We start from the raw sequence: 18,866 nt of genomic DNA on the forward strand, positions 1-18,866 counted from the left end.
GGCGGCGTTTGCGTATCCATTCAAGGCATCATTCATCAGGCCAGAGCAGATGGGCGGGCACACGCCCTCTTGCATCGAAAACAACACCTTCATCGCGCAGCTTCTGGTACTGGCGTGATGCGCCCCCGTGATCGGCAAGCTTGAGGCTTGCCGAGATCACCCGATGCCAGGGAAGCGTATGGCCCGAAGGCAGATGGCGCATGGCCGAGCCCACCGAGCGTGGAGTCGCGCCTTCGGTCATGGCGGCAATGCGCCCATAGGTCGTTACCCGCCCTGCCGGAATCTGATCGACAATGGTGTAGATCTGCTCGAGCAATTCAGGGCGTGCCATGGTCAACTCTCTGTTATAGCGCCTCAACCAACCGGTCGATGGCCTGGAAAGCCTCTTTCAGCGCCGCGTCGCGCATGGCCTCACCCATGTTCAGGCCTTCGGCGTAGACAGCGTCGACATCGGTAACGCCCATCAAGCCTAGCATGCTTTTGAGATGCGGCGTCTGGCTATCCATGCCGGTATCGGCATAGATGCCGCCCCGCGCACCCAGAATGATCGCTCGCTTGCCTTCCACCAGCCCCTGCGGGCCATTTTCGGTATAGCGGAAGGTTTCGCCGGCACGCAGCACGCGGTCGAACCAGGCCTTGAGCTGTGAAGGCACCCCAAAATTGTACATGGGTACGGCGATGACCAGTACATCGTTGGCGCGCAGCTCGGCCAGACGCTCATCCGAACGCGCGGCCAAGGCCTGCTGCTCTTCGCTGCGCTCGTCCGCCGGAGTCTGCCAGGCACCGAGTTCGGCGATATCCAGATGAGGCAGCGCGTTGGCGACCACATCGTGCTTAGTCACTTCCACCCCTTCGCGCTCGGCGGCACGGGTTTGAAAATGCTGGGCCAGCGCCGTGGACTGGCCGTTTTCACCCAGGATGGAAGCGGTGACCAACAAAGCACGCGTAGTCATTGAAAACTCCTGATTCATAATGGAAAGATGAATATTTGTCGCTATTCTACGATGCTTTCAGTGAATCAAAAGCGCATTGATTTGCGATTTTCATTCGACAAAATCGAATCTTTATTAAGCTCTTATAAAAAAAAACCCCGCCATCAGGGCGGGGTTTCAAGCAGACACGTTGGCGGCTATTTCTTTCTGGGCCACGCCTTGGGGTCGACCCGGTTGGCCAGTTTAGGGAACTTGCTCGGATCGAAGGTCGGCTCCTTGCCGGCCTTCAGCTGCTTTTCGTAATCGCGAAACAGCGCAAAGGCAATCGGCGACAGCATCAGGATGGCCACCAGGTTGATGATCGCCATCATGCCCATGGAAAGATCGGCAAAGTTCCAGATCGCGCCCAGGCTTGCCACCGACCCCACCATGATCATGGTAAGCACCGCCAGCCGGTAGATAAGCACCGCCACCGGTGCACGTCGGCCAGCCAGGTACTCGATGTTGGATTCACCATAGGAGTAGTTGGCAATCAGCGAGGTAAAGGCAAACAGCAGGATGGCAATCGCCACGAACATCGCCCCCCAGTCGCCCACATGGCTTGAAAGGGCCAGCTGGGTAAGCTGGATGCCGTTGTTCTCTTCACCCGCCAGCAGTTCCGGGCCCGCCATGATGATGATGGCAGCCGTCGCTGTGCAGATCACCAGCGTATCCAGAAACACGCCCAGCATCTGGATGAAGCCCTGAGCTGCCGGGTGATCCGGACGCGTACTGGCGGTTGCCGCCGCGTTGGGCGCTGACCCCATGCCCGCCTCGTTCGAGAACAGGCCGCGCTGAATACCGTTCATGATGGCCTGGGAAATCGCATAACCCACGGCCCCGCCGGCGGCCTGCTCAAGGCCAAAGGCGCTCTTCACGATGGTCATGATGGCCGCCGGGAAATCACCGATATTGAGCGCCACCACGACCAGTGCAAGCACCAGATAAAGCAGCGCCATCAGCGGTACGATAAGCTCGGCCACCTTGGCGATGGACTTCAAGCCACCAAAGATGATCGGTGTTACCACCACGACCAGGACTAACCCCATGGCCCAGGTGGGAACGGCAAATGCCTGCTCCATGGCCTGGGCGATGGAGTTGGCCTGAACGCTGTTGAACGCCAATCCAAAGGCGATGATCAGGCAGATCGAAAACAGCACCGCCATCCAGCGCAGCCCGAGCCCGCGCTCGATATAGCGTGCCGGGCCGCCGCGAAAGGTGTTGTCGCCGTGGTCGGTCTTGTACGCCTGGGCCAGGGTGGACTCGATGAAGCTGGTGGCCATGCCCACCATGGCCGTCATCCACATCCAGAAGATCGCCCCCGGGCCGCCGAAGTAGATGGCCACTGCCACCCCGGCCAGGTTGCCGGTACCCACCCGAGCCGCCAGGCTTGTCGAGAGCGCCTGAAACGAGGAGATGCCTTCGCCGGCATCGCGCGAGGAGCGCAGCAGCTTGAACATATGCCCAAAATAACGCACCTGGATGCCGCCGGTCATGATCGTGAAATAGAGCCCTGCCCCGATCAGCAGGTAAATCAGCACGCTGCCCCACAGCAGGCCGTTGCTGCGGTCAACGGCCGCCGTCAACAGCTCTGGAATCGTAAAATCCATACCACATACCCTTTTTAACTTGTCGAAGGCGCTTCATTCTTCATGCCTTCACTCAAATGGCAAGAAAATTGGCGTATTTATTCTGATGTTCCAGCAAGTAGCTGCTAGATATCGGCATTTACTAATTTACCCTAACCTACCATGGAAGATAACGGTATATTTCAGTGGCGGTCTTCGCAGCCATTCAGCGTGGCCAGTATACGCCGCGGCCCGCCCTGCTCACGATGCTCGCCAAGCCACACGCCCTGCCAGGTCCCCAGCGCCATACGCCCATCGCGTACGGCAAGGGTTATCTGGGTACCAAGCAGGCTGGCCGCCACATGGGCAGGCATGTCGTCCGGCCCTTCAAGGGTATGGCGAAAGTAACCGAGCCCTTCCGGCACCAGCCGGCGCATGAAGGCATCGAGATCATGGCGCACATCCGGGTCGCTGTTTTCGTTGAGCGTCAGCGACGCCGAGGTATGCATCAGTTGAAGATGCAGCATGCCGATACGGCAATCGTCCAGGCACGGCAGCGCACGGCCCACCTGATCGGTGATCAGATGAAAGCCGCGAGCCAGTTCGGGTAGATGGATTTCCTGCTGATGCCACATACAACACTCCTTTGCCCTTTCTGCGCTAAAAGCACGTCATCTGCATGTCCATTCTGCAAGGTCCTCTTCACCATAGCCCAACCTTGGCGTTCTATCGTCGATCAAGGTGACGCCGAGCAAGTCGTTCAGGGCAGGGGCTGCGGTGGCACGCGCGCGGCGATCTTGCTCTCCAGGTAATGGATGAAGGCGCGCAGCCGGGCAGGCACATGGCGGCGCTGCTCGAACACGGCATAGAAATCGGCCCGAACGCCCTGCCAGCCAGGCATCAAGGGGCAAAGCGCACCGCTGGCCAGATGCTCGTTCACGTCCCACCAGGAGCGCAGCATGATGCCGTGCCCGTCCAGGGCCAGCTGAGTGATCACTTCGCCGTCGTTGCTGGCCAGGTGCCCGCTGACCTTGACCGACTGCACCTCACTTGGTCTGGCGATGCGCTCGAAGCGCCAGAGAGGGAAATCGGTATCGTTCTCCCGCACCACCAGGCATGCCTGGTGGGCCAGGTCCGCTGGCGTGGCAAGCGGTGGCATACGCGCCGTATAGTCAGGCGCTGCGCACAAGACCCGCCGATTGGCCAGCAGTGGCCGGGCAATCAGGCGCGAATCCGGCGGCTTGCCAACGCGAATGCCAATATCGAAACCATGATCGTTCAGGTTGAGCGGAAAATTGGTCAGCTCGAGCCAGCCTTCGACGCCTGGGTTCGCCGCACAGAAGGCGGAAAGTAGCGGCGCGACATGCCGTCGGCCAAAGCCGAACGTGGCATTCACCCGCAGTCTGCCGCCAAGTGCCTGCTGTCGGGCGTCTCCCAGTGAATTTTCAAGCTCTAGAAGCTCGTCGAGAATCAGCCCCCCGCGCGCCAGATAGCGCTCGCCTTCGGCGGTCAGTGTCAGCCGCCGCGTGGTGCGGGCGGCAAGCTCTACCCCGAGGCGGCCTTCCAGCTGTTTGAGCCGCTTGCTGACCGCAGAGAGCGAAAGCCCAAGCTCCCGCGCCGTGGCTGTCAGGCTGCCCGCGCGGGCCAGCTGTTGAAAAAACGCCAGATCATCAAGCGTCGACATGGATTCTCCACTTTCGGGCAACAATAGCTTGCATACTAACCCGATTATCTTTACCGCCACAGCCGCTAGACTGTTTGCAGCAGGTCTATCAAAGCGTTTTCCAAACGCCTACTCAACAACCGACAGGAGTTCCCATGGCTCATCGTATTGCGGTCATCGCCGGCGACGGCATCGGTCAGGAAGTCATGCCCGAGGGTCTGCGTGTACTGAAGGCTGCTGCCCAGCGCTTTGCCATCGACCTCGAGTTCACCACATTCGATTTCGGCAACTGTGACTACTACCTGGAGCACGGCAAGATGATGCCGGACGACTGGTTCGAGCAGCTCAAAGACTTCGATGCCCTGTTCTACGGCGCCGTTGGCTGGCCCGAGAAGGTGCCCGACCATATTTCACTGTGGGGTTCGCTGATCCAGTTTCGACGCTGCTTCGATCAGTACGTCAACCTGCGCCCTTGCAAGCTGATGCCGGGCATCAAGAGCCCGCTGGCCGGCCGCCAACCAGGCGACATCGACTTTTATGTGGTGCGTGAAAACACCGAGGGCGAGTACTCGAGCATCGGCGGCAAGATGTTCGAAGGTACCGAGCGCGAAGTCGTCATTCAGGAAACCGTGATGAGCCGCACCGGTGTCGACCGCGTGCTTAAATACGCTTTCGATCTGGCCAAGACCCGCCCGCGCAAGAAGCTGACCTCGGCTACCAAGTCCAACGGCATCTCGATCACCATGCCTTACTGGGACGAGCGTGTGCAGGAGATGGCCAAGCAGTATCCGGATATCGACGTCGACAAGTTCCATATCGATATCCTGACCGCCAACTTCGTGCTCCATCCGGACTGGTTCGACGTGGTGGTAGGCAGCAACCTGTTCGGCGATATTCTCTCCGACCTTGGCCCTGCCTGCACCGGCACTATCGGCATTGCGCCGTCGGCCAACATCAATCCGGAAGGCAAGTTCCCCAGCCTGTTCGAACCCGTTCACGGCAGCGCCCCGGATATTGCAGGCAAGGGCATCGCCAACCCCATTGGCCAGATCTGGTCGGGTGCCATGATGCTGGAGCACCTGGGCTACAAGGAGGCGGGCGACGCGATGGTCAGCGCCATCGAGGCGATACTCGCCGAGGGCGATTCAAGCGTGCTGACCGGCGACATCGGCGGTCAGGGCACGACCAGGACACTGGGCGAAGCGATTGCCAAGCGCCTTGGTGAATAAACACATAAAAGCGTCAGGCATGAAAAAAGCCACCCCGACGGGTGGCTTTCATGCAAGCGCTGTCAACGTGCCAGCTTGGCGGTAATACCGGCCACGTGCTCACCCTGAAAACGCGCCAGTTTCAGCTCACGTTCGCTGGGCTGACGAGAACCGTCACCGCCGGCAAGCGTGGCCGCGCCGTAGGGGTTGCCACCGCTCACCTCGGAAATATCGAACTGCTCTTCGATGCCGTAGCCGATGGGTACGATCACCATGCCGTGGTGGGCAAGCGTCGTCCAGGTGGAAGTCACCGTCATCTCCTCGCCGCCGCCGGTACCGGTGGAGGTAAATACACTGCCTACCTTGCCGCGCAGCGTACCATTGGCCCAGAGCCCACCGGTCTGGTCCAGAAAGGTGCGCATCTGGCCGGCCATGTTGCCAAAGCGAGTCGGCGTACCGAAGATGATGGCGTCATAGTCGGCAAGCTCTTGGGGCGTGGCTTCCGACGTGTCGTAATCCTGCTTGCCGCCGGCATTCTTGAATGCCTCATCGGGCATGGTCTCCGGTACCCGCTTGACGGTTACCTCCACGCCGTCCACCCGTCTTGCGCCCTCGGCGACGGCCTTGGCCAGGGTATCAACGTGGCCATACATGGAATAGTAAAGTACCAGTACCTTTGACATTGCTCACTCCTTTGGACGTTGCGTTCGGCCTGTATTACCAACCAGTTACTACTAACCTGCATGCAGGCTAGTGCCTTTAACCATAGCCCAATATAAACGTCATAAAAGCGAATGTTTTCATCTACTCGCTTCGATTTCCTGCATGGCTTTGTGCTTGCGAAGATGCCTGCGACTGACTAGATTTTAATCTTTGCTATCAAGTCTCCACGACAAGGAAGTAGCCCCATGACCATTTTCGAAGCTCTGCGCAAGGATCACGACCTGCAACGCGACCTGATGGCCCGCCTGGTCGAAACCCACGGCGACAGTGAAGAGCGCGACACGCTCTACCAGCAGATCAAGCATGAACTTCAACACCACGCCGCCGCCGAGGAGCGTGCGTTCTACATTCCGCTGATGGAGATGGACCTTACCCAGGAAAAGGCCCGCCACAGCGTAGCCGAGCATCATGAAATCGACGAGCTGATCGAGCAGTTGGACAGCACCGATTACAGCGCATCCAACTGGTTGACCTATGCCAAGCAACTGCAGCACCTGGTGACCCACCATCTGGATGAAGAAGAGCAGGAGGTGTTCCAGCTGGCCGGGCGTGGGTTGAAAAACCCGCAGAAAACCGCTCTTGCCGACGAGTACGAACAAGAGATGCAGCGCCTGCGCGCCGGCTAAGCATTTGCCTTGTTCGCTTTCCGACGCCCGCACTCTTGCGGGCGTCTTGCGCTCGGCGCTTACACGAACCCCCTCTTCTTTTTCATAACGTCGACGCTGGCGCTTGCCCTGCGCCGAGGGCATGCTAAACATGACCTCGAATCACCCACCAATAACAAGAGGCCTACATGCTGGATTACTGGCTCGACTGGACGCTCAACGAGCGCCTGCCTTCACAAAAGCGGGGCCGATTCGCCAGCGGCACTTATCAGCTGCACGCCCCGGGTATCATGGAGCTCTTGCCCGATACGCAAGCACCTGATGCCCACGCCTGCGTGTTTTCGGCGGCCATTCACGGCAATGAAACGGCCCCGGTCGAGCTGCTGGGCAGTTGGCTGAGTGCGCTGGAAGCGGGCATCACTACCCTGGGCGCACCAGTGCTGGTGATCCTTGGCAATATTCCTGCCTTGCGCGCCCAAAGGCGTTTCATCGAGACCAATCTCAACCGCCTGTTCACGCGTGGAATCGCCGAACCGGGTGCCGAGCCTGCGCGGGCTCGGGAACTGATGAGCGCGGTAGACGACTTCTTTGCCGCACATACCGAGTTACCCAGGCTGCATTACGACCTGCATACCGCCATTCGCGCCAGCCTCTATCCGCGTTTTGTGGTCGAGCCATTTGCCGATACCCGCATCGCGCCACATCAGTGGCAGTGGCTGGCGGCCGCCGACATGCAGGCGGTACTCCACCAGCACCAGGCAAGCTGGACGTTTTCGCACTACAGCAAGCACTACCACCAGGCCCAGGCATTTACCTTCGAACTTGGCCGGGTCGCGCCCTTCGGAGAAAACGACATGGCCGCCCTGGTACCCATGCAGGCACTGCTCGATGCGCTGGGCGAAGGTAGAAAGCCGGCGCAGAAAGCGCCGGATGAGATGACGTTTTTTCAGGTACACCATGAACTGATGCGCCAGGCGGAAGATTTTTCGCTCTGCTTCGCCGCCGACACGCCCAATTTCAGCCGTTTCGAACCGGGTACGCGCCTGGCCCATGACAGCGTGGCAGGCGACTTCATTGTGGGCGATACTCCCTTGCACGTCGTGTTTCCCAATGCAGACGTCGCCCTGGGGGCACGGGCGGCTCTTCTGGTTTCACCTACCGAACCACCAATCAAACCTTGAAAGACCATAATAAGCATTAAATAACAACAACCTAGAGGCCATTCAAGACCAGCTGACGCACTGCATTCGCCAAGGTCGTGCATTTATCGCATAACGAAAGCACGCAATTTTCGCTGGGCCTGATAGAATCGCCACTTTTTCGCGCCAGCCGCCACCTAGCCCAACGCGTCAAACGCGTTGCTATCGCGGCAATTTTGTACTGGAGCCTATGTTTATGGCCGCTACTCCCCTTGAAGTGCGTAATATCAAAAAGCGCTTTGGCGATACGGAAGTCTTGAAAGGCCTCTCACTGGAAGCACAAAAGGGTGACGTGATCACTCTGATTGGCGCTTCAGGGTCTGGTAAAAGCACCTTTCTACGCTGCATGAACCTGCTCGAGCAGCCCGATGATGGCGAGATCATTCTTCACGGCGACGCCATTCGCTTCAAGCATACCCGTCACGGTCGTGAGCCGGCCGACTGGAAGCAGGTCGTGCAGATGCGTGCCAAGCTGTCGATGGTGTTTCAGAACTTCAATCTCTGGGCGCACATGACCCTGCTTCAGAACATCATCGAAGCGCCTATTCATGTGCTGGGCAAATCCAGAAAAGAAGCCACCGACCATGCCCATGCACTATTGGAGCGCGTTGGCCTGAGTGCCCGCGCCAACGCTTATCCCGCCCAGATGTCCGGCGGGCAGCAGCAGCGCGGCGCCATTGCCCGAGCGCTGGCCATGGACCCTGAAGTCATGCTGTTTGACGAGCCCACCTCGGCGCTGGACCCGGAGCTGGTCGGCGATGTGCTGAAAGTCATGCGCGACCTGGCCAACGAAGGGCGAACCATGGTCGTCGTCACCCATGAAATGAGCTTCGCACGGGATGTGTCAAGCAAGGTGATCTACCTGCATCAAGGACTGGTAGAAGAAGCCGGTTCCCCGGATGACGTGCTGGGCAATCCACAGTCGCCGCGACTCAAACAGTTTCTTACCCCCAACTACTGATCTGCGAGGCTACCATGCTGGATTTGCAAGGGTACGGCCCCCGCTTGATCGAAGGCGCCGGGGTCACCGTTCAACTGGCCGTGCTGTCGCTGTTGCTGGCCATCGTGCTGGGGCTTTTTACCGCCACGGCCAAGATGTCGCGCCACTGGCTGCTGCATCGGGTTGCGACCGTTTACACCACGCTGATTCGCGGCGTGCCGGATCTGGTGCTGATGATGCTGCTGTTCTACGGTGGGCAGATCGGCGTCAACGCCATCAGCGACATTCTCTATGACCATTACGACATCGATATCTATATCAATTTCAATGCCTTTGCTGCCGGCGTGCTGACCATCGGATTCATTTTCGGCGCCTACATGGGCGAGACGTTTCGCGGCGCGTTCATGGCCGTGGACAACGGCCAGATCGAAGCGGGCAAGGCCTATGGCATGAGCAGTGCGCTGGTATTTCGGCGCATCCGTTTCCCGCAGATGATGCGCCACGCCTTGCCGGGGCTTTCCAATAACTGGATGGTACTGCTCAAGACCACTGCCCTGGTCTCGGTCATCGGCCTGACCGACATGGTTCGCGTGGCGGCCGAAGCCTCCCGCGCGACCCACGAACCCTTCGTGTTTCTAATTCCCGTAGCGGTTGCCTATTTGCTGATCGCCAGTGTGTCCGAGTGGATCTTCGCCAGGCTGCAAAAACGCTACGACATCGGATTCGGGGAGCATTGACATGCCTGATATTTCCGCCTGGTTCAATGACCTTCTTTCCGGCAACCTGATCTTCACCCCTACCACCCTGGGCTATTACTGGGATGGTCTGGTTACCACGACCCAGCTGGTATTTCTTTCGCTGGTGATTGGCCTGGTGCTGGCTGTGCCGCTGGCCATCTTGCGCAGCTCGAAGCGTAAATGGATCAGCCTGCCGGTGTATCTCTATACCTACGTGTTTCGCGGCACGCCGTTGCTCGTTCAGCTCTACATCATCTATTACGGCGTGGTGTTCTTTGACGGCATCCAGGAAAGCGTTTTCTGGCCCATCTTCCGCGAGGCGTTCTACCCTGCGCTGATCGCCTTTACCCTGAATACCGCCGCCTACACCACCGAGATCTTCCGGGGTGCAATCAAGGCAACGGCCAAGGGGGAAATCGAGGCGGCACGCGCCTACGGCATGTCCCAGAGCCTGATGATGCGGCGTATCATCATTCCCAGCGCCTTTCGTCGTGCCCTGCCTGCCTACGGCAATGAAGTGATCTTCATGCTTCACGCCAGCGCCATTGCAAGCGTTGTCACGCTGATGGACTTGACCGGCGCCGCCCGCTACGTCTATTCGCGCTTCTACACCCCGTTCGAACCCTTTTTGTTCGTGGCGCTGATCTATCTCTGCCTGACGTTTGCCATCCTGTTCTTCTTCCGCTTCCTGGAGAAGAAACTGCTCGCCCACTTGAAGCCCCAGACCCCGTGAGCCGACGGGCCTGGCAGCGAACGTCGAACAAACGTTGGTTCGCATGATGTTTTTCTCTTTTCGCCAGTCCGAAGCTGGGGTACGTTAAAGAAGATCACATCATGTGAACCTGTTTTACCATGGAGTTCAATAATGAAAAAACTGCTATCGGTTTCATTGATCGGTCTGGCTGTTGCGGCAGCCTCCTCCGCTCAGGCGCGCGACTACGACCACGTGCGTATCGGTGTGGACGTACCTTACGTGCCAATGGAGTACCGCACCGCTGAAGGCGACCTGACCGGTTTCGACATCGACCTGGGCAACGCCATGTGCGAAGAGATCGGCGTGACCTGCGAGTGGATCGAGCAGGAGTGGGACGGCATCATCCCGGGGCTTCTCTCACGCAACTACGACGCCGTCATGTCCTCCATGACCATCAACGACGAGCGTCGCCAGCAGGTGCTGTTCTCCGAGCCCTACATCACCATGCCGTCGGCCTGGTTCGCGGCAAGCGACCTGGATATCGACGAAGCCAACGAAGAAACCCTTGAAGGCCTGACCATCGGCGTTCAGCGCGGTACGCTCCAGGACAACTACGTTACCGACAACTATGGCCGCGTAGCCGATATCAGCCGCTACTCCACTGCCGACGACATGGTGCTGGACATGGACGCCCAGCGTCTGGATATCGTGTTCCTCGACTTCCCGATCGGCCAGTCCACGCTGATCGAAAACGAAAACGGTGATTACGTGATCGTGGGTGAGCAGATCACCGAGCCCAAGGAGTATTTCGGCGACGGCTTCGGTATCGCCTTCCGCCAGCGTGATCAGGCGCTTGCCGATAAATTCAACGACGCCCTGGCAACGCTGAAAGAAGACGGCACCTACGACGAAATCTACACTCGCTACTTCGGCGACGAGTAAGCCTCCCCTCCCCGGCACCGCCGGGGAGCCTCCACTCTCCCTTCGCCATCCTGCCACTGCCGTCTCTTCACCTTTTACCGTCCGCTTTTCCCTTACTTGCCATCAAGGCGAGCAAATTCAGTGAACTAGCCGTGCTACTATCGGTCTTCTTAAGCGAGCTAGTGACCGACACGGAGGTTTTATGGCTGACACATCGTCGCTCTTGCGACCCTCTTCCCACTGGACGGGATGGGGACAATGGCTGGCACTCATTACCATGACCGTGGATCACCTGACCCGCTATGTACTGCCAGCTGGCTGGGAGCTGGGATGGGCAGGCTCCTCCATCGGACGTATCGCGTTTCCGCTGTTTGCCGCCATGGTGGCATGGCACGGGCTGTTCAATACGCGTAACCCGCTGCGCTATGCCCGGCGTATCCTGATTATCGGCCTGGTCGCGCAAGTTCCCTACATGCTGATGCCGCGCGCCTCGGATGCGCTGATTTTCAATGTCTGCTTTACGCTGGCAAGCGGCCTGGCGCTGGGTACGCTGGTGCGCCAGGGCTGGCAGCATTACCAGCAGCAAACCCTGGGGCTTGGCTGGCTGATGCTCGGCACCACGGTAGGCGTCACGCTCTGGTATCTACTGGGCTTCTGGGTGGAGTATGGCCACAATGGCCTGCTGCTGATTCCGCTGCTCATGTTTGCCATGCACGCTCTCAGTCAGGCCGGGCCACATTTTCAATCCCGCCTGTGGGCAGGCCTTGCCGCCTTCCCGGTCCTCTGGATTGCCGGGCAGATGAATGCTTCGGACATGGCGAAATCGTTTACCGTTGCCACCTGCATCGCGGTATTGATCCTGGCCGCCGGTGCAGCCCGGCAGGTTACCGCCGTGCCGCTCGTCATGCCGCGCAGGCTGTGGCTCGCCTGGTACCCAGGGCACTTCGCCCTGATCGCCGTCTGGCTGCTGATAAGCGGGCGTATCGCCTTCGGCTGGTAGCCTGAAATCCCGAAAAGCACGCCTGAAAAAGCCGCCTCATGGGCGGCTTTGGCGTTACAGCAAGGGCTCGAAACTCCACTGCACCGCTGGCGCATCGGGTAGTAGCGCCTGGCAGGCGCGAACCTTCTCCAGAAGCTCTATGTGGGTAGCGGCTACCACGTTGACGTGGGCAAGCTTGCGCCCGGGCCGCTCGGCCTTGTCGTAGCGGTGCAGGTGGGTATGGGCAAGCCCCAGCATGGCGGCGTTATCGCCCTCCTGACCAATCACGTTGACCATGCAGGTAGGGGCAATCGCCTGGGTACTGCCCAGCGGCAAGCCCTGCACGGCACGCAGATGGTTCTCGAACTGGCTGGTGACCGCGCCATCCATCGTCCAGTGGCCAGAGTTGTGCACGCGGGGGGCCATCTCATTGGCCAGGAGGCTGCCGTCGCGGGTCTGAAACAGCTCGAGCGCCAGCACGCCGACATAGTCGAGTTCATCGAGCAGGGCACGAATGTAGGTATCCGCGGTCTGCTGCACCTGGGCATCCAGGTCCGGCAAGGGCGCCACCGAGTAGCGCAGAATGCCGCCCACGTGCTGGTTTTCCGCCATGGGGTAGAACACCACTTCACCGTCACGGCCGCGCACGGCAATCATCGATACTTCACGTACGAAATCGACAAACGCCTCGACGATCAACTGCGTATGGCCAATGCTCTGCCACGCGTCAGCGGCCTCTTCCGGTGCTTTCAGTACCGCCTGCCCCTTGCCGTCATAGCCCTCGGTGACGGACTTCGCCACGACCGGGCAGCCAAGGTCGCGGGCGGCAGCTTCGAGCTCATCAGCGCTCTCTACCACGCGATAGGCAGGCGTGGGGATACCCAGGCGGTCAAACAAGGCTTTCTCTTCCACCCGGTTCTGGCATACCTGGATCGCGCGGCTGCCGGGGTATACCGGCTTGTGCTTCTCGATCTCCTGGACCAGCGCTACCGGCAGGTGCTCGAATTCATAAGTGATCACGTCCACCTTGGTCAGAAACGCGGCCAGGTGCTGATTGTCCGGGTCGACGATGACCTCGCCGACGCCCGCACTCGGATTGCCGGTGGTGTCCAGAAAGGTGAAACGATTGCCCAGCGGGTAGCCCGCCAGGGCCAGCATGCGGCCCAGCTGGCCCGCGCCTAGAACGCCAATGTTCATCGGGTATCTCCTTACTCTGCATCCGGCGCAGGGCGCGGATCCGGATTATCCAGCACCAGCTGGGTCTGCTCGGTACGGAAGGCTTCGACCGCGTCGCGCACGGCGCTGTCCTGCAGGCCCACGATCTGAGCGGCCAGAAGCCCCGCATTGGTGGCCCCCGCCTTGCCGATCGCCAGCGTGCCCACCGCAATGCCGCCCGGCATCTGGGCGATGGAAAGCAGTGAGTCCAGGCCCTTCAGCGCCTTGGACTCCACCGGCACGCCCAGCACCGGCAAAGGCGTCTGCGACGCCACCATGCCCGGCAGGTGAGCCGCACCGCCGGCACCAGCCACGATCACCTGAAGGCCACGCTCGGCCGCACTCTTGGCATAGTCGAACAGCAGATCCGGCGTCCGGTGGGCAGACACCACGCGCGTTTCATAGCCAACGCCTAAACGCTCCAGCATGGCGACCGCATGTTCCATGACCGGCCAATCGGATTTGGAGCCCATGATGACGCCCACCTTGGGCGCGCTATTCGACGACATGCCATTTCTCCTCGGCCAGGGGCCTTGCAAGACGATAAAGGTGCCGCGCACGGAACACGCAGCGCACGCTAAAAGGAAGGCGCATAGTTTACCAGAGCCCGGCGGCAAGCGGCGGCCCCAAATGTCGCGAAATTTTCATCAAATTAAATATTGAAAAGCACCTGCGTTGGCGGCATTGTGTAGGTGTCATTTCAGACTGATGGAGTCACATGAGTACGGCATACGCAACTGCTCACGCAGAAACGCTGGATCCTCCGCGAAGCAGCCCTGACCTCGATGTCAGGGATCTAGAGAAACGCACGCGCCTGATGCGCATCATTACGCGTTTGATTGCAGTATCCGACCTGGGCAGCCGGGAAATCGCCCGCCAGGCAGGTCTTCCAGTACAGAAGATCAGCGACCTGCTCGCCGGCAGGCTTGAGCACCTGGACATTGATGAACTCAATGTTCTGCGTCGCACGTTAGAACTGGAGGCGCCATAGCAGCAGCCTCCTTGACCAAACAGACAAACGCCTCGCACATGCGAGGCGTTTTTTATGGTGTCGATTGACCAGCAGCGGGCTAGACTTCGCGCTGCTCGAACTCCTCAGCGGCCTGAATCGCCTCTTTCTCGGAGGTATGCTCGGAAACCACCACTTCGTTTTCCGGCTGCGACACATCCACGACCTGCCAGCCGGTAATGGTTTCTTTCAAGTCGGACACATCAAACACAGGGTCGATACGGGCTTGTCGGGTAGACATTCTACTCTCCTTGGGCGTTACGACGATGAACGTACTACCAGCGTAGAAGACAAGAGCGCCAAGGGAAAAGATGCAACGCCGTTTTTGATTAATGGCAAGTCCGTATCATGGCATCGCTATAACGACACCGCCCAGTGCAGCCACCACGACCACCGCCCAGGCAGGAAGCTTCCATACGCTCAGCAGCAGAAAGCCCGTCAGTGCCAGGGCGAATTCGAAAGGCCCGATCACCGCGCTCGTCCATACCGGCTGATAGAGCGCTGCCCCCAGAATGCCCACCACTGCCGCATTGGCGCCGCGCATCAGAGCCTGGGCACTGCCCCACTGACGAAAACGGTTCCAGAAGGGCAGTACGCCGACCAGCAGCAGAAATCCTGGAACAAAGATGGCCAGAAGTGCCACCGAGGCGCCCGCCAGCGGGTGGATACCCGGCACCAGCGCACCGAGGTACGCAGCAAAGGTGAACAGCGGCCCCGGCACCGCCTGCGCCGCCCCGTAACCGGTCAGAAACGCATCCGGCGCGACCCACCCCGATTGCACCACCTCGGCTTCAAGCAGCGGCAACACTACATGGCCGCCACCGAATACCAGCGCACCGGAGCGGTAGAACGCATCGATGATATCCAGCCAGGCAGTGCTTCCCGCCAGCAGGGGCAGCAGAGTCAACAGCCCGCCAAACAGGCCCAGCGCCGTGGCACCTGCCGCAGGCGACACCCGCACGTGAAGCGTTGCCTCGTCAGGGGCTGGCGCGGCTTCGCGGCACATCACCAACCCCGCCAGGCCACCAAGCGCGATGGCACTCACCTGCCCCAGCGGCCCGCCTGTCCCCACCACCGTCAATACCGCCAGCAGCGCAACAGCGGCGCGGGGTTTATCCGGGCACAGGCTATTTGCCATGCCCCACACCGCATGGGCCACGATAGCCACCGCCGCCACTTTCAAACCGTGAATGATGCCAGTGGCAAGAGGCCCATCCAGTAGCGATGCACCCAGGGCAAACAGCCCCAGCCCGAGGGCGGAAGGCAAGGTAAAGGCAAACCACGCAGCGGCCGCCCCCCACGGCCCCGCGCGCAACAGCCCGATGGCAAAACCCACCTGGCTGCTGGCTGGCCCCGGCAGAAATTGGCACAGCGCCACCAGATCCGCATAGGCCGCCTCGGAAAGCCAGCGGCGACGCTCCACGAACTCGGTGCGAAAGTAGCCCAGATGCGCCACCGGCCCGCCAAAGGACGTCAGCCCCAGCAACAGGAATGCCCGAAAGACTTCACCGACAGAGGCGCGGGCGGCCGTTTGTTGGGACATGACACCGGCTCCTTGAGAGAAAAAGCCAAGCCTAGCCGTCACGTTTGACGCGGTGATGACAGTAGATCGGTATGGCGCTAACCCTGAGAAATCCCCTACATCGCCCACTCCCGGCAGCGCTCGCCGCGCTGCTCCCGCGGGTGCGCCTGTCGGCTTACCACGCGCTACAGTTTGCACCACGTTAAACGTCAGCAACAACCGTAGCGCGCGGTAACGTTTTGCGAGGCACGAGCAAATAAGGCACCCGCGGATGGCGCCTGCCAAGGCGCCTTGATGGCAGCACCCAAACCGGGTTTTGCGCCCCACCGCCAACCCCGGCAGCGCTCGCCGCGCTGCTCCCGCGGGTGCGCCTGGCGGCTTACCACGCGCTACGGTTTGCACCACGTTAAACGTCAGCAACAACAGTAGCGCGCGGTAACGTTTTGCGAGGCACGAGCAAATAAGGCACCCGCGAATGGCGCCAGCCAAGGCGCCTTGAGGGCGGCACCCAACCCGGCTTTTGCGCCCGACCCCAACCCCGGCAGCGCTCGCCGCGCTGCTTCCGCGGGTGCGCCTGGCGGCTTACCACGCGCTACGGTTTGCACCACATCATGCCTATGCCACATCCCGTAGCGCGTGGTAACGAATCTTGCGAGGCACGAGCAAATGAGGCACCCGCGGATGGCGCCTGCCAAGGCGCCTTGATGGCGGCACCCAACCCGGCTTTTGCGCCCCACCGCCAACCCCGGCAGCGCTTGCCGCGCTGCTCCCGCGGGTGCGCCTGTCGGCTTACCACGCGCTACGGTTTGCACCACATCATGCCTATGCCACATCCCGTAGCGCGTGGTAACGAATCTTGCGAGGCACGAGCAAATAAGGCACCCGCGGATGGCGCCTGTCAAGGCGCCTTGATGGCGGCACCCAAACCGGCTTTTGCGCCCTACCCCAACCCCGGCAGCGCTTGCCGCGCTGCTCCCGCGGGTGCGCCTGGCGGTTTACCACGCGCTACGGTATGGGCCAGCGTCGGGGCGTGGCCTCTTATTCGCTTTGGTCGGTCACCGCGCCGGTACTGGCCGAGCTTACCAATCTTGCGTACTTGGCCAGCACGCCGCGGGTGTAGCGCGGGGCCGGGCGTTGCCAGGCGGCCTGGCGACGCATCAGCTCGTCGTCGGGCACGTGCAGTTCGATGGTGTCGGCTTCGGCGTCAATGGTGATGCGGTCGCCGTTTTCCACCAGCGCCAGCGGACCACCGTCGAACGCTTCCGGCGATACGTGGCCGACCACAAAGCCGTGGCTGCCGCCGGAGAAGCGGCCGTCAGTGATCAATGCCACGTCGTTGCCGAGGCCACGCCCCATGATGGCCGAGGTCGGCGTCAACATCTCCCGCATGCCGGGACCACCCTTGGGGCCTTCGTAGCGGATGACGATGACATCGCCGGCCACCACGGTGCCGTCGTTGATACGTGCCTGGGCCTCTTCTTCAGAGCCGAACACCCGGGCGGTGCCGGAAAAGCGCGTTCCTTCCTTGCCGGTGATCTTGGCGACCGCGCCCTCAGGGGCCAGGTTACCGTACAGAATGCGCAGGTGGCTCTGCGCCTTGATGGGCCGGTCCAGCGGCGCGATGATGTTCTGATCATCCGGATACCCTTCGACACCGGCCAGGTTCTCCGCCAGGGTCTTGCCCGTGACCGTCAGGCAATCGCCATGCAGCAGGCCCGCCTCGAGCAGGGTCTTCATCAGCGGCTGGATACCGCCGATGGCCACCAGCTCGCTCATCATGTAATGGCCACTCGGGCGCAGGTCCGCCACCACCGGCACGCGCCTGCCGATCTCGGTGAAGTCGGAAAGCGAAAGCTCGACACCGATGGTGCGCGCCATGCCGATCAGGTGCAGCACCGCATTGGTCGAGCCGCCAAGGGCGATGATGACGGTGATCGCGTTCTCGAACGCCTGGCGGGTCATGATATCCGAGGGCTTGATATCCGCGGCCAGCAGTTCGAGCACCGCCTCGCCCGCCGCCCTGCAGTCATCACGCTTTTCCTGGGAGATGGCGTTCTGCGCGGAGCTGCCCGGCAGGCTCATGCCGAGTGCCTCGATGGCCGAAGCCATGGTGTTGGCGGTGTACATGCCGCCGCAAGAGCCGGGGCCGGGAATCGCGGTTTCCTCGATCTGCTTGAGTTCGATCAGGTCCATGTCGCCGCGCGAATGCGCGCCCATGGCCTCGAATACCGAGACGATATCGGTGTGGCCCTTGCCCGGCATGATGGTGCCGCCATACACGAACACACTGGGGCGGTTCAAACGCGCCAGCCCCATCACGCAGCCCGGCATGTTCTTGTCGCAGCCGCCGATGGCGACCAGGCCATCGAAGCCTTCGCAGCCCGCCACGGTTTCGATGGAGTCCGCAATCACCTCGCGCGAGACCAGTGAATACTTCATGCCTTCGGTGCCGTTGGCGATGCCGTCACTGATGGTGATGGTGTTGAAGATCACGCCTTTGCCACCGGCGGCGTCCGCGCCGTCCCGGGCCAGCTCGGCAAGCTCGCCGATATGGCTGTTGCACGGTGTCACCATGCTCCAGGTCGAGGCAACGCCTACCTGGGGTTTGTTGAAATCGGCATCGGTAAAGCCCACGGCGCGCAGCATGGCGCGGCTGGCGGCCTTGCCGGCACCATCGACCACTTGGGCGGAGTGGCGGCGGGTAGTATCAGCAGGCTCGGTCATCGGAAATCTCTCTCAACGCTGTGCAAAGTATCCCCTAGCTTGGGGGGTTAATCTCTGGCTCGCAACACGTCCAACCCAAGATATTGTTCGTTCAGGCTATTCAGGCGGTCATTACACTAAAAAAGGGTTTTTTCTAGAGACAAAAAGCAAAAACATACTTAGACTTCGCGGCTTGTTCAAATACTCGC

20 protein-coding genes are annotated in these 18,866 nt (G+C 60.6%); 9 read left to right on the top strand and 11 right to left on the bottom strand.

The window, feature by feature from the left end:
• Positions 1–28 precede the first annotated feature (28 nt).
• From HW452_RS11005 to HW452_RS11025, 5 genes are all read right to left on the bottom strand, one after another.
• On the bottom strand, positions 29–331 hold the full coding sequence (locus tag HW452_RS11005; protein ID WP_224106151.1) for an MGMT family protein: 303 nt from the start codon (positions 329–331) through the stop codon (positions 29–31).
• A 13-nt stretch (positions 332–344) separates the two neighbouring features.
• Positions 345–953 (bottom strand): FMN-dependent NADH-azoreductase, encoded by a 609-nt coding sequence (locus HW452_RS11010; protein ID WP_224106152.1) that lies wholly within the window; start codon positions 951–953, stop codon positions 345–347.
• Positions 954–1,129: 176 nt separating this feature from the next.
• On the bottom strand, positions 1,130–2,581 hold the full coding sequence (locus HW452_RS11015; protein WP_224106153.1) for an alanine/glycine:cation symporter family protein: 1,452 nt from the start codon (positions 2,579–2,581) through the stop codon (positions 1,130–1,132).
• A gap of 161 nt (positions 2,582–2,742) precedes the next feature.
• Positions 2,743–3,174, bottom strand: a complete 432-nt coding sequence (locus HW452_RS11020) for a secondary thiamine-phosphate synthase enzyme YjbQ (RefSeq protein WP_224106154.1) — start codon at positions 3,172–3,174, stop codon at positions 2,743–2,745.
• Positions 3,175–3,299: 125 nt separating this feature from the next.
• Entirely contained in the window at positions 3,300–4,223 is a 924-nt protein-coding gene (locus HW452_RS11025; protein WP_224106155.1) for a LysR family transcriptional regulator, read from the bottom strand.
• Between the two features lie 134 nt (positions 4,224–4,357).
• On the opposite strand from HW452_RS11025, the gene HW452_RS11030 reads away from it, so the two are divergent.
• Positions 4,358–5,431: a tartrate dehydrogenase gene (locus HW452_RS11030; RefSeq protein WP_224106156.1), complete on the top strand. Its 1,074-nt coding sequence runs from the start codon at positions 4,358–4,360 to the stop codon at positions 5,429–5,431.
• Positions 5,432–5,493: 62 nt separating this feature from the next.
• Here the strand turns inward: HW452_RS11030 and wrbA are convergent, their stop codons facing one another.
• Complete coding sequence (gene wrbA, locus HW452_RS11035) at positions 5,494–6,093, bottom strand: NAD(P)H:quinone oxidoreductase (RefSeq protein ID WP_224106157.1); 600 nt, start codon at positions 6,091–6,093, stop codon at positions 5,494–5,496.
• A gap of 225 nt (positions 6,094–6,318) precedes the next feature.
• On the opposite strand from wrbA, the gene HW452_RS11040 reads away from it, so the two are divergent.
• The 7 genes from HW452_RS11040 (at position 6,319) to HW452_RS11070 (ending at position 12,229) form a co-directional block, all read left to right on the top strand.
• Positions 6,319–6,759 carry a hemerythrin domain-containing protein gene (locus tag HW452_RS11040; RefSeq protein WP_224106158.1) on the top strand — a complete coding sequence of 147 codons (441 nt, stop codon included), beginning with the start codon at positions 6,319–6,321 and terminating at the stop codon, positions 6,757–6,759.
• 167 nt (positions 6,760–6,926) lie between these two features.
• On the top strand, positions 6,927–7,919 hold the full coding sequence (locus HW452_RS11045) for a succinylglutamate desuccinylase (protein WP_224106159.1): 993 nt from the start codon (positions 6,927–6,929) through the stop codon (positions 7,917–7,919).
• A gap of 208 nt (positions 7,920–8,127) precedes the next feature.
• On the top strand, positions 8,128–8,898 hold the full coding sequence (locus HW452_RS11050; protein WP_425348107.1) for an ABC transporter ATP-binding protein: 771 nt from the start codon (positions 8,128–8,130) through the stop codon (positions 8,896–8,898).
• Between the two features lie 14 nt (positions 8,899–8,912).
• Positions 8,913–9,614 carry an ABC transporter permease gene (locus HW452_RS11055; protein WP_224106161.1) on the top strand — a complete coding sequence of 234 codons (702 nt, stop codon included), beginning with the start codon at positions 8,913–8,915 and terminating at the stop codon, positions 9,612–9,614.
• Position 9,615: 1 nt separating this feature from the next.
• Entirely contained in the window at positions 9,616–10,347 is a 732-nt protein-coding gene (locus tag HW452_RS11060; RefSeq protein ID WP_224106162.1) for an ABC transporter permease, read from the top strand.
• Between the two features lie 132 nt (positions 10,348–10,479).
• The gene (locus HW452_RS11065; RefSeq protein ID WP_224106163.1) at positions 10,480–11,250 is read left to right on the top strand and encodes a transporter substrate-binding domain-containing protein; all 771 of its coding nucleotides are present in this window, start codon (positions 10,480–10,482) and stop codon (positions 11,248–11,250) included.
• A 181-nt stretch (positions 11,251–11,431) separates the two neighbouring features.
• Complete coding sequence (locus HW452_RS11070; protein WP_224106164.1) at positions 11,432–12,229, top strand: TraX family protein; 798 nt, start codon at positions 11,432–11,434, stop codon at positions 12,227–12,229.
• A gap of 54 nt (positions 12,230–12,283) precedes the next feature.
• On the opposite strand, the gene HW452_RS11075 is transcribed toward HW452_RS11070, so the two are convergent.
• Together HW452_RS11075 and purE are read right to left on the bottom strand one after the other, a co-directional pair.
• On the bottom strand, positions 12,284–13,405 hold the full coding sequence (locus tag HW452_RS11075; RefSeq protein WP_224106165.1) for a 5-(carboxyamino)imidazole ribonucleotide synthase: 1,122 nt from the start codon (positions 13,403–13,405) through the stop codon (positions 12,284–12,286).
• A gap of 11 nt (positions 13,406–13,416) precedes the next feature.
• Positions 13,417–13,932, bottom strand: a complete 516-nt coding sequence (purE, locus tag HW452_RS11080) for a 5-(carboxyamino)imidazole ribonucleotide mutase (RefSeq protein WP_224106166.1) — start codon at positions 13,930–13,932, stop codon at positions 13,417–13,419.
• Positions 13,933–14,141: 209 nt separating this feature from the next.
• On the opposite strand from purE, the gene HW452_RS11085 reads away from it, so the two are divergent.
• Positions 14,142–14,414 (top strand): XRE family transcriptional regulator, encoded by a 273-nt coding sequence (locus tag HW452_RS11085; protein WP_106375577.1) that lies wholly within the window; start codon positions 14,142–14,144, stop codon positions 14,412–14,414.
• Between the two features lie 79 nt (positions 14,415–14,493).
• Here the strand turns inward: HW452_RS11085 and HW452_RS11090 are convergent, their stop codons facing one another.
• The 3 genes from HW452_RS11090 to ilvD all read right to left on the bottom strand — a co-directional run bounded on the left by HW452_RS11090 (position 14,494) and on the right by ilvD (position 18,678).
• A complete protein-coding gene (locus tag HW452_RS11090) occupies positions 14,494–14,673 on the bottom strand; it encodes a hypothetical protein (RefSeq protein ID WP_224106167.1) in 180 nt (59 codons plus the stop codon).
• 105 nt (positions 14,674–14,778) lie between these two features.
• Entirely contained in the window at positions 14,779–15,975 is a 1,197-nt protein-coding gene (chrA, locus tag HW452_RS11095; protein WP_224106168.1) for a chromate efflux transporter, read from the bottom strand.
• Between the two features lie 1,017 nt (positions 15,976–16,992).
• Positions 16,993–18,678, bottom strand: coding sequence for a dihydroxy-acid dehydratase (ilvD, locus tag HW452_RS11100; protein ID WP_224106169.1), 1,686 nt, complete (start codon positions 18,676–18,678; stop codon positions 16,993–16,995).
• Positions 18,679–18,866: the final 188 nt, after the last annotated feature.

This window comes from Vreelandella aquamarina, assembly GCF_020075495.1.
Classification (GTDB): domain Bacteria; phylum Pseudomonadota; class Gammaproteobacteria; order Pseudomonadales; family Halomonadaceae; genus Vreelandella; species Vreelandella aquamarina_A.

Excerpts from the sequence above, each read along its gene's own strand:
- HW452_RS11005 (WP_224106151.1), bottom strand. The coding sequence starts at position 331 with ATGGCACGCCCTGAATTGCTCGAGCAGATCTACACCATTGTCGATCAG.
- HW452_RS11010 (WP_224106152.1), bottom strand. The coding sequence starts at position 953 with ATGACTACGCGTGCTTTGTTGGTCACCGCTTCCATCCTGGGTGAAAAC.
- HW452_RS11015 (WP_224106153.1), bottom strand. The coding sequence starts at position 2,581 with ATGGATTTTACGATTCCAGAGCTGTTGACGGCGGCCGTTGACCGCAGC.
- HW452_RS11020 (WP_224106154.1), bottom strand. The coding sequence starts at position 3,174 with ATGTGGCATCAGCAGGAAATCCATCTACCCGAACTGGCTCGCGGCTTT.
- HW452_RS11025 (WP_224106155.1), bottom strand. The coding sequence starts at position 4,223 with ATGTCGACGCTTGATGATCTGGCGTTTTTTCAACAGCTGGCCCGCGCG.
- HW452_RS11030 (WP_224106156.1), top strand. The coding sequence starts at position 4,358 with ATGGCTCATCGTATTGCGGTCATCGCCGGCGACGGCATCGGTCAGGAA.
- wrbA (WP_224106157.1), bottom strand. The coding sequence starts at position 6,093 with ATGTCAAAGGTACTGGTACTTTACTATTCCATGTATGGCCACGTTGAT.
- HW452_RS11040 (WP_224106158.1), top strand. The coding sequence starts at position 6,319 with ATGACCATTTTCGAAGCTCTGCGCAAGGATCACGACCTGCAACGCGAC.
- HW452_RS11045 (WP_224106159.1), top strand. The coding sequence starts at position 6,927 with ATGCTGGATTACTGGCTCGACTGGACGCTCAACGAGCGCCTGCCTTCA.
- HW452_RS11050 (WP_425348107.1), top strand. The coding sequence starts at position 8,128 with ATGTTTATGGCCGCTACTCCCCTTGAAGTGCGTAATATCAAAAAGCGC.
- HW452_RS11055 (WP_224106161.1), top strand. The coding sequence starts at position 8,913 with ATGCTGGATTTGCAAGGGTACGGCCCCCGCTTGATCGAAGGCGCCGGG.
- HW452_RS11060 (WP_224106162.1), top strand. The coding sequence starts at position 9,616 with ATGCCTGATATTTCCGCCTGGTTCAATGACCTTCTTTCCGGCAACCTG.
- HW452_RS11065 (WP_224106163.1), top strand. The coding sequence starts at position 10,480 with ATGAAAAAACTGCTATCGGTTTCATTGATCGGTCTGGCTGTTGCGGCA.
- HW452_RS11070 (WP_224106164.1), top strand. The coding sequence starts at position 11,432 with ATGGCTGACACATCGTCGCTCTTGCGACCCTCTTCCCACTGGACGGGA.
- HW452_RS11075 (WP_224106165.1), bottom strand. The coding sequence starts at position 13,405 with ATGAACATTGGCGTTCTAGGCGCGGGCCAGCTGGGCCGCATGCTGGCC.
- purE (WP_224106166.1), bottom strand. The coding sequence starts at position 13,932 with ATGTCGTCGAATAGCGCGCCCAAGGTGGGCGTCATCATGGGCTCCAAA.
- HW452_RS11085 (WP_106375577.1), top strand. The coding sequence starts at position 14,142 with ATGAGTACGGCATACGCAACTGCTCACGCAGAAACGCTGGATCCTCCG.
- HW452_RS11090 (WP_224106167.1), bottom strand. The coding sequence starts at position 14,673 with ATGTCTACCCGACAAGCCCGTATCGACCCTGTGTTTGATGTGTCCGAC.
- chrA (WP_224106168.1), bottom strand. The coding sequence starts at position 15,975 with ATGTCCCAACAAACGGCCGCCCGCGCCTCTGTCGGTGAAGTCTTTCGG.
- ilvD (WP_224106169.1), bottom strand. The coding sequence starts at position 18,678 with ATGACCGAGCCTGCTGATACTACCCGCCGCCACTCCGCCCAAGTGGTC.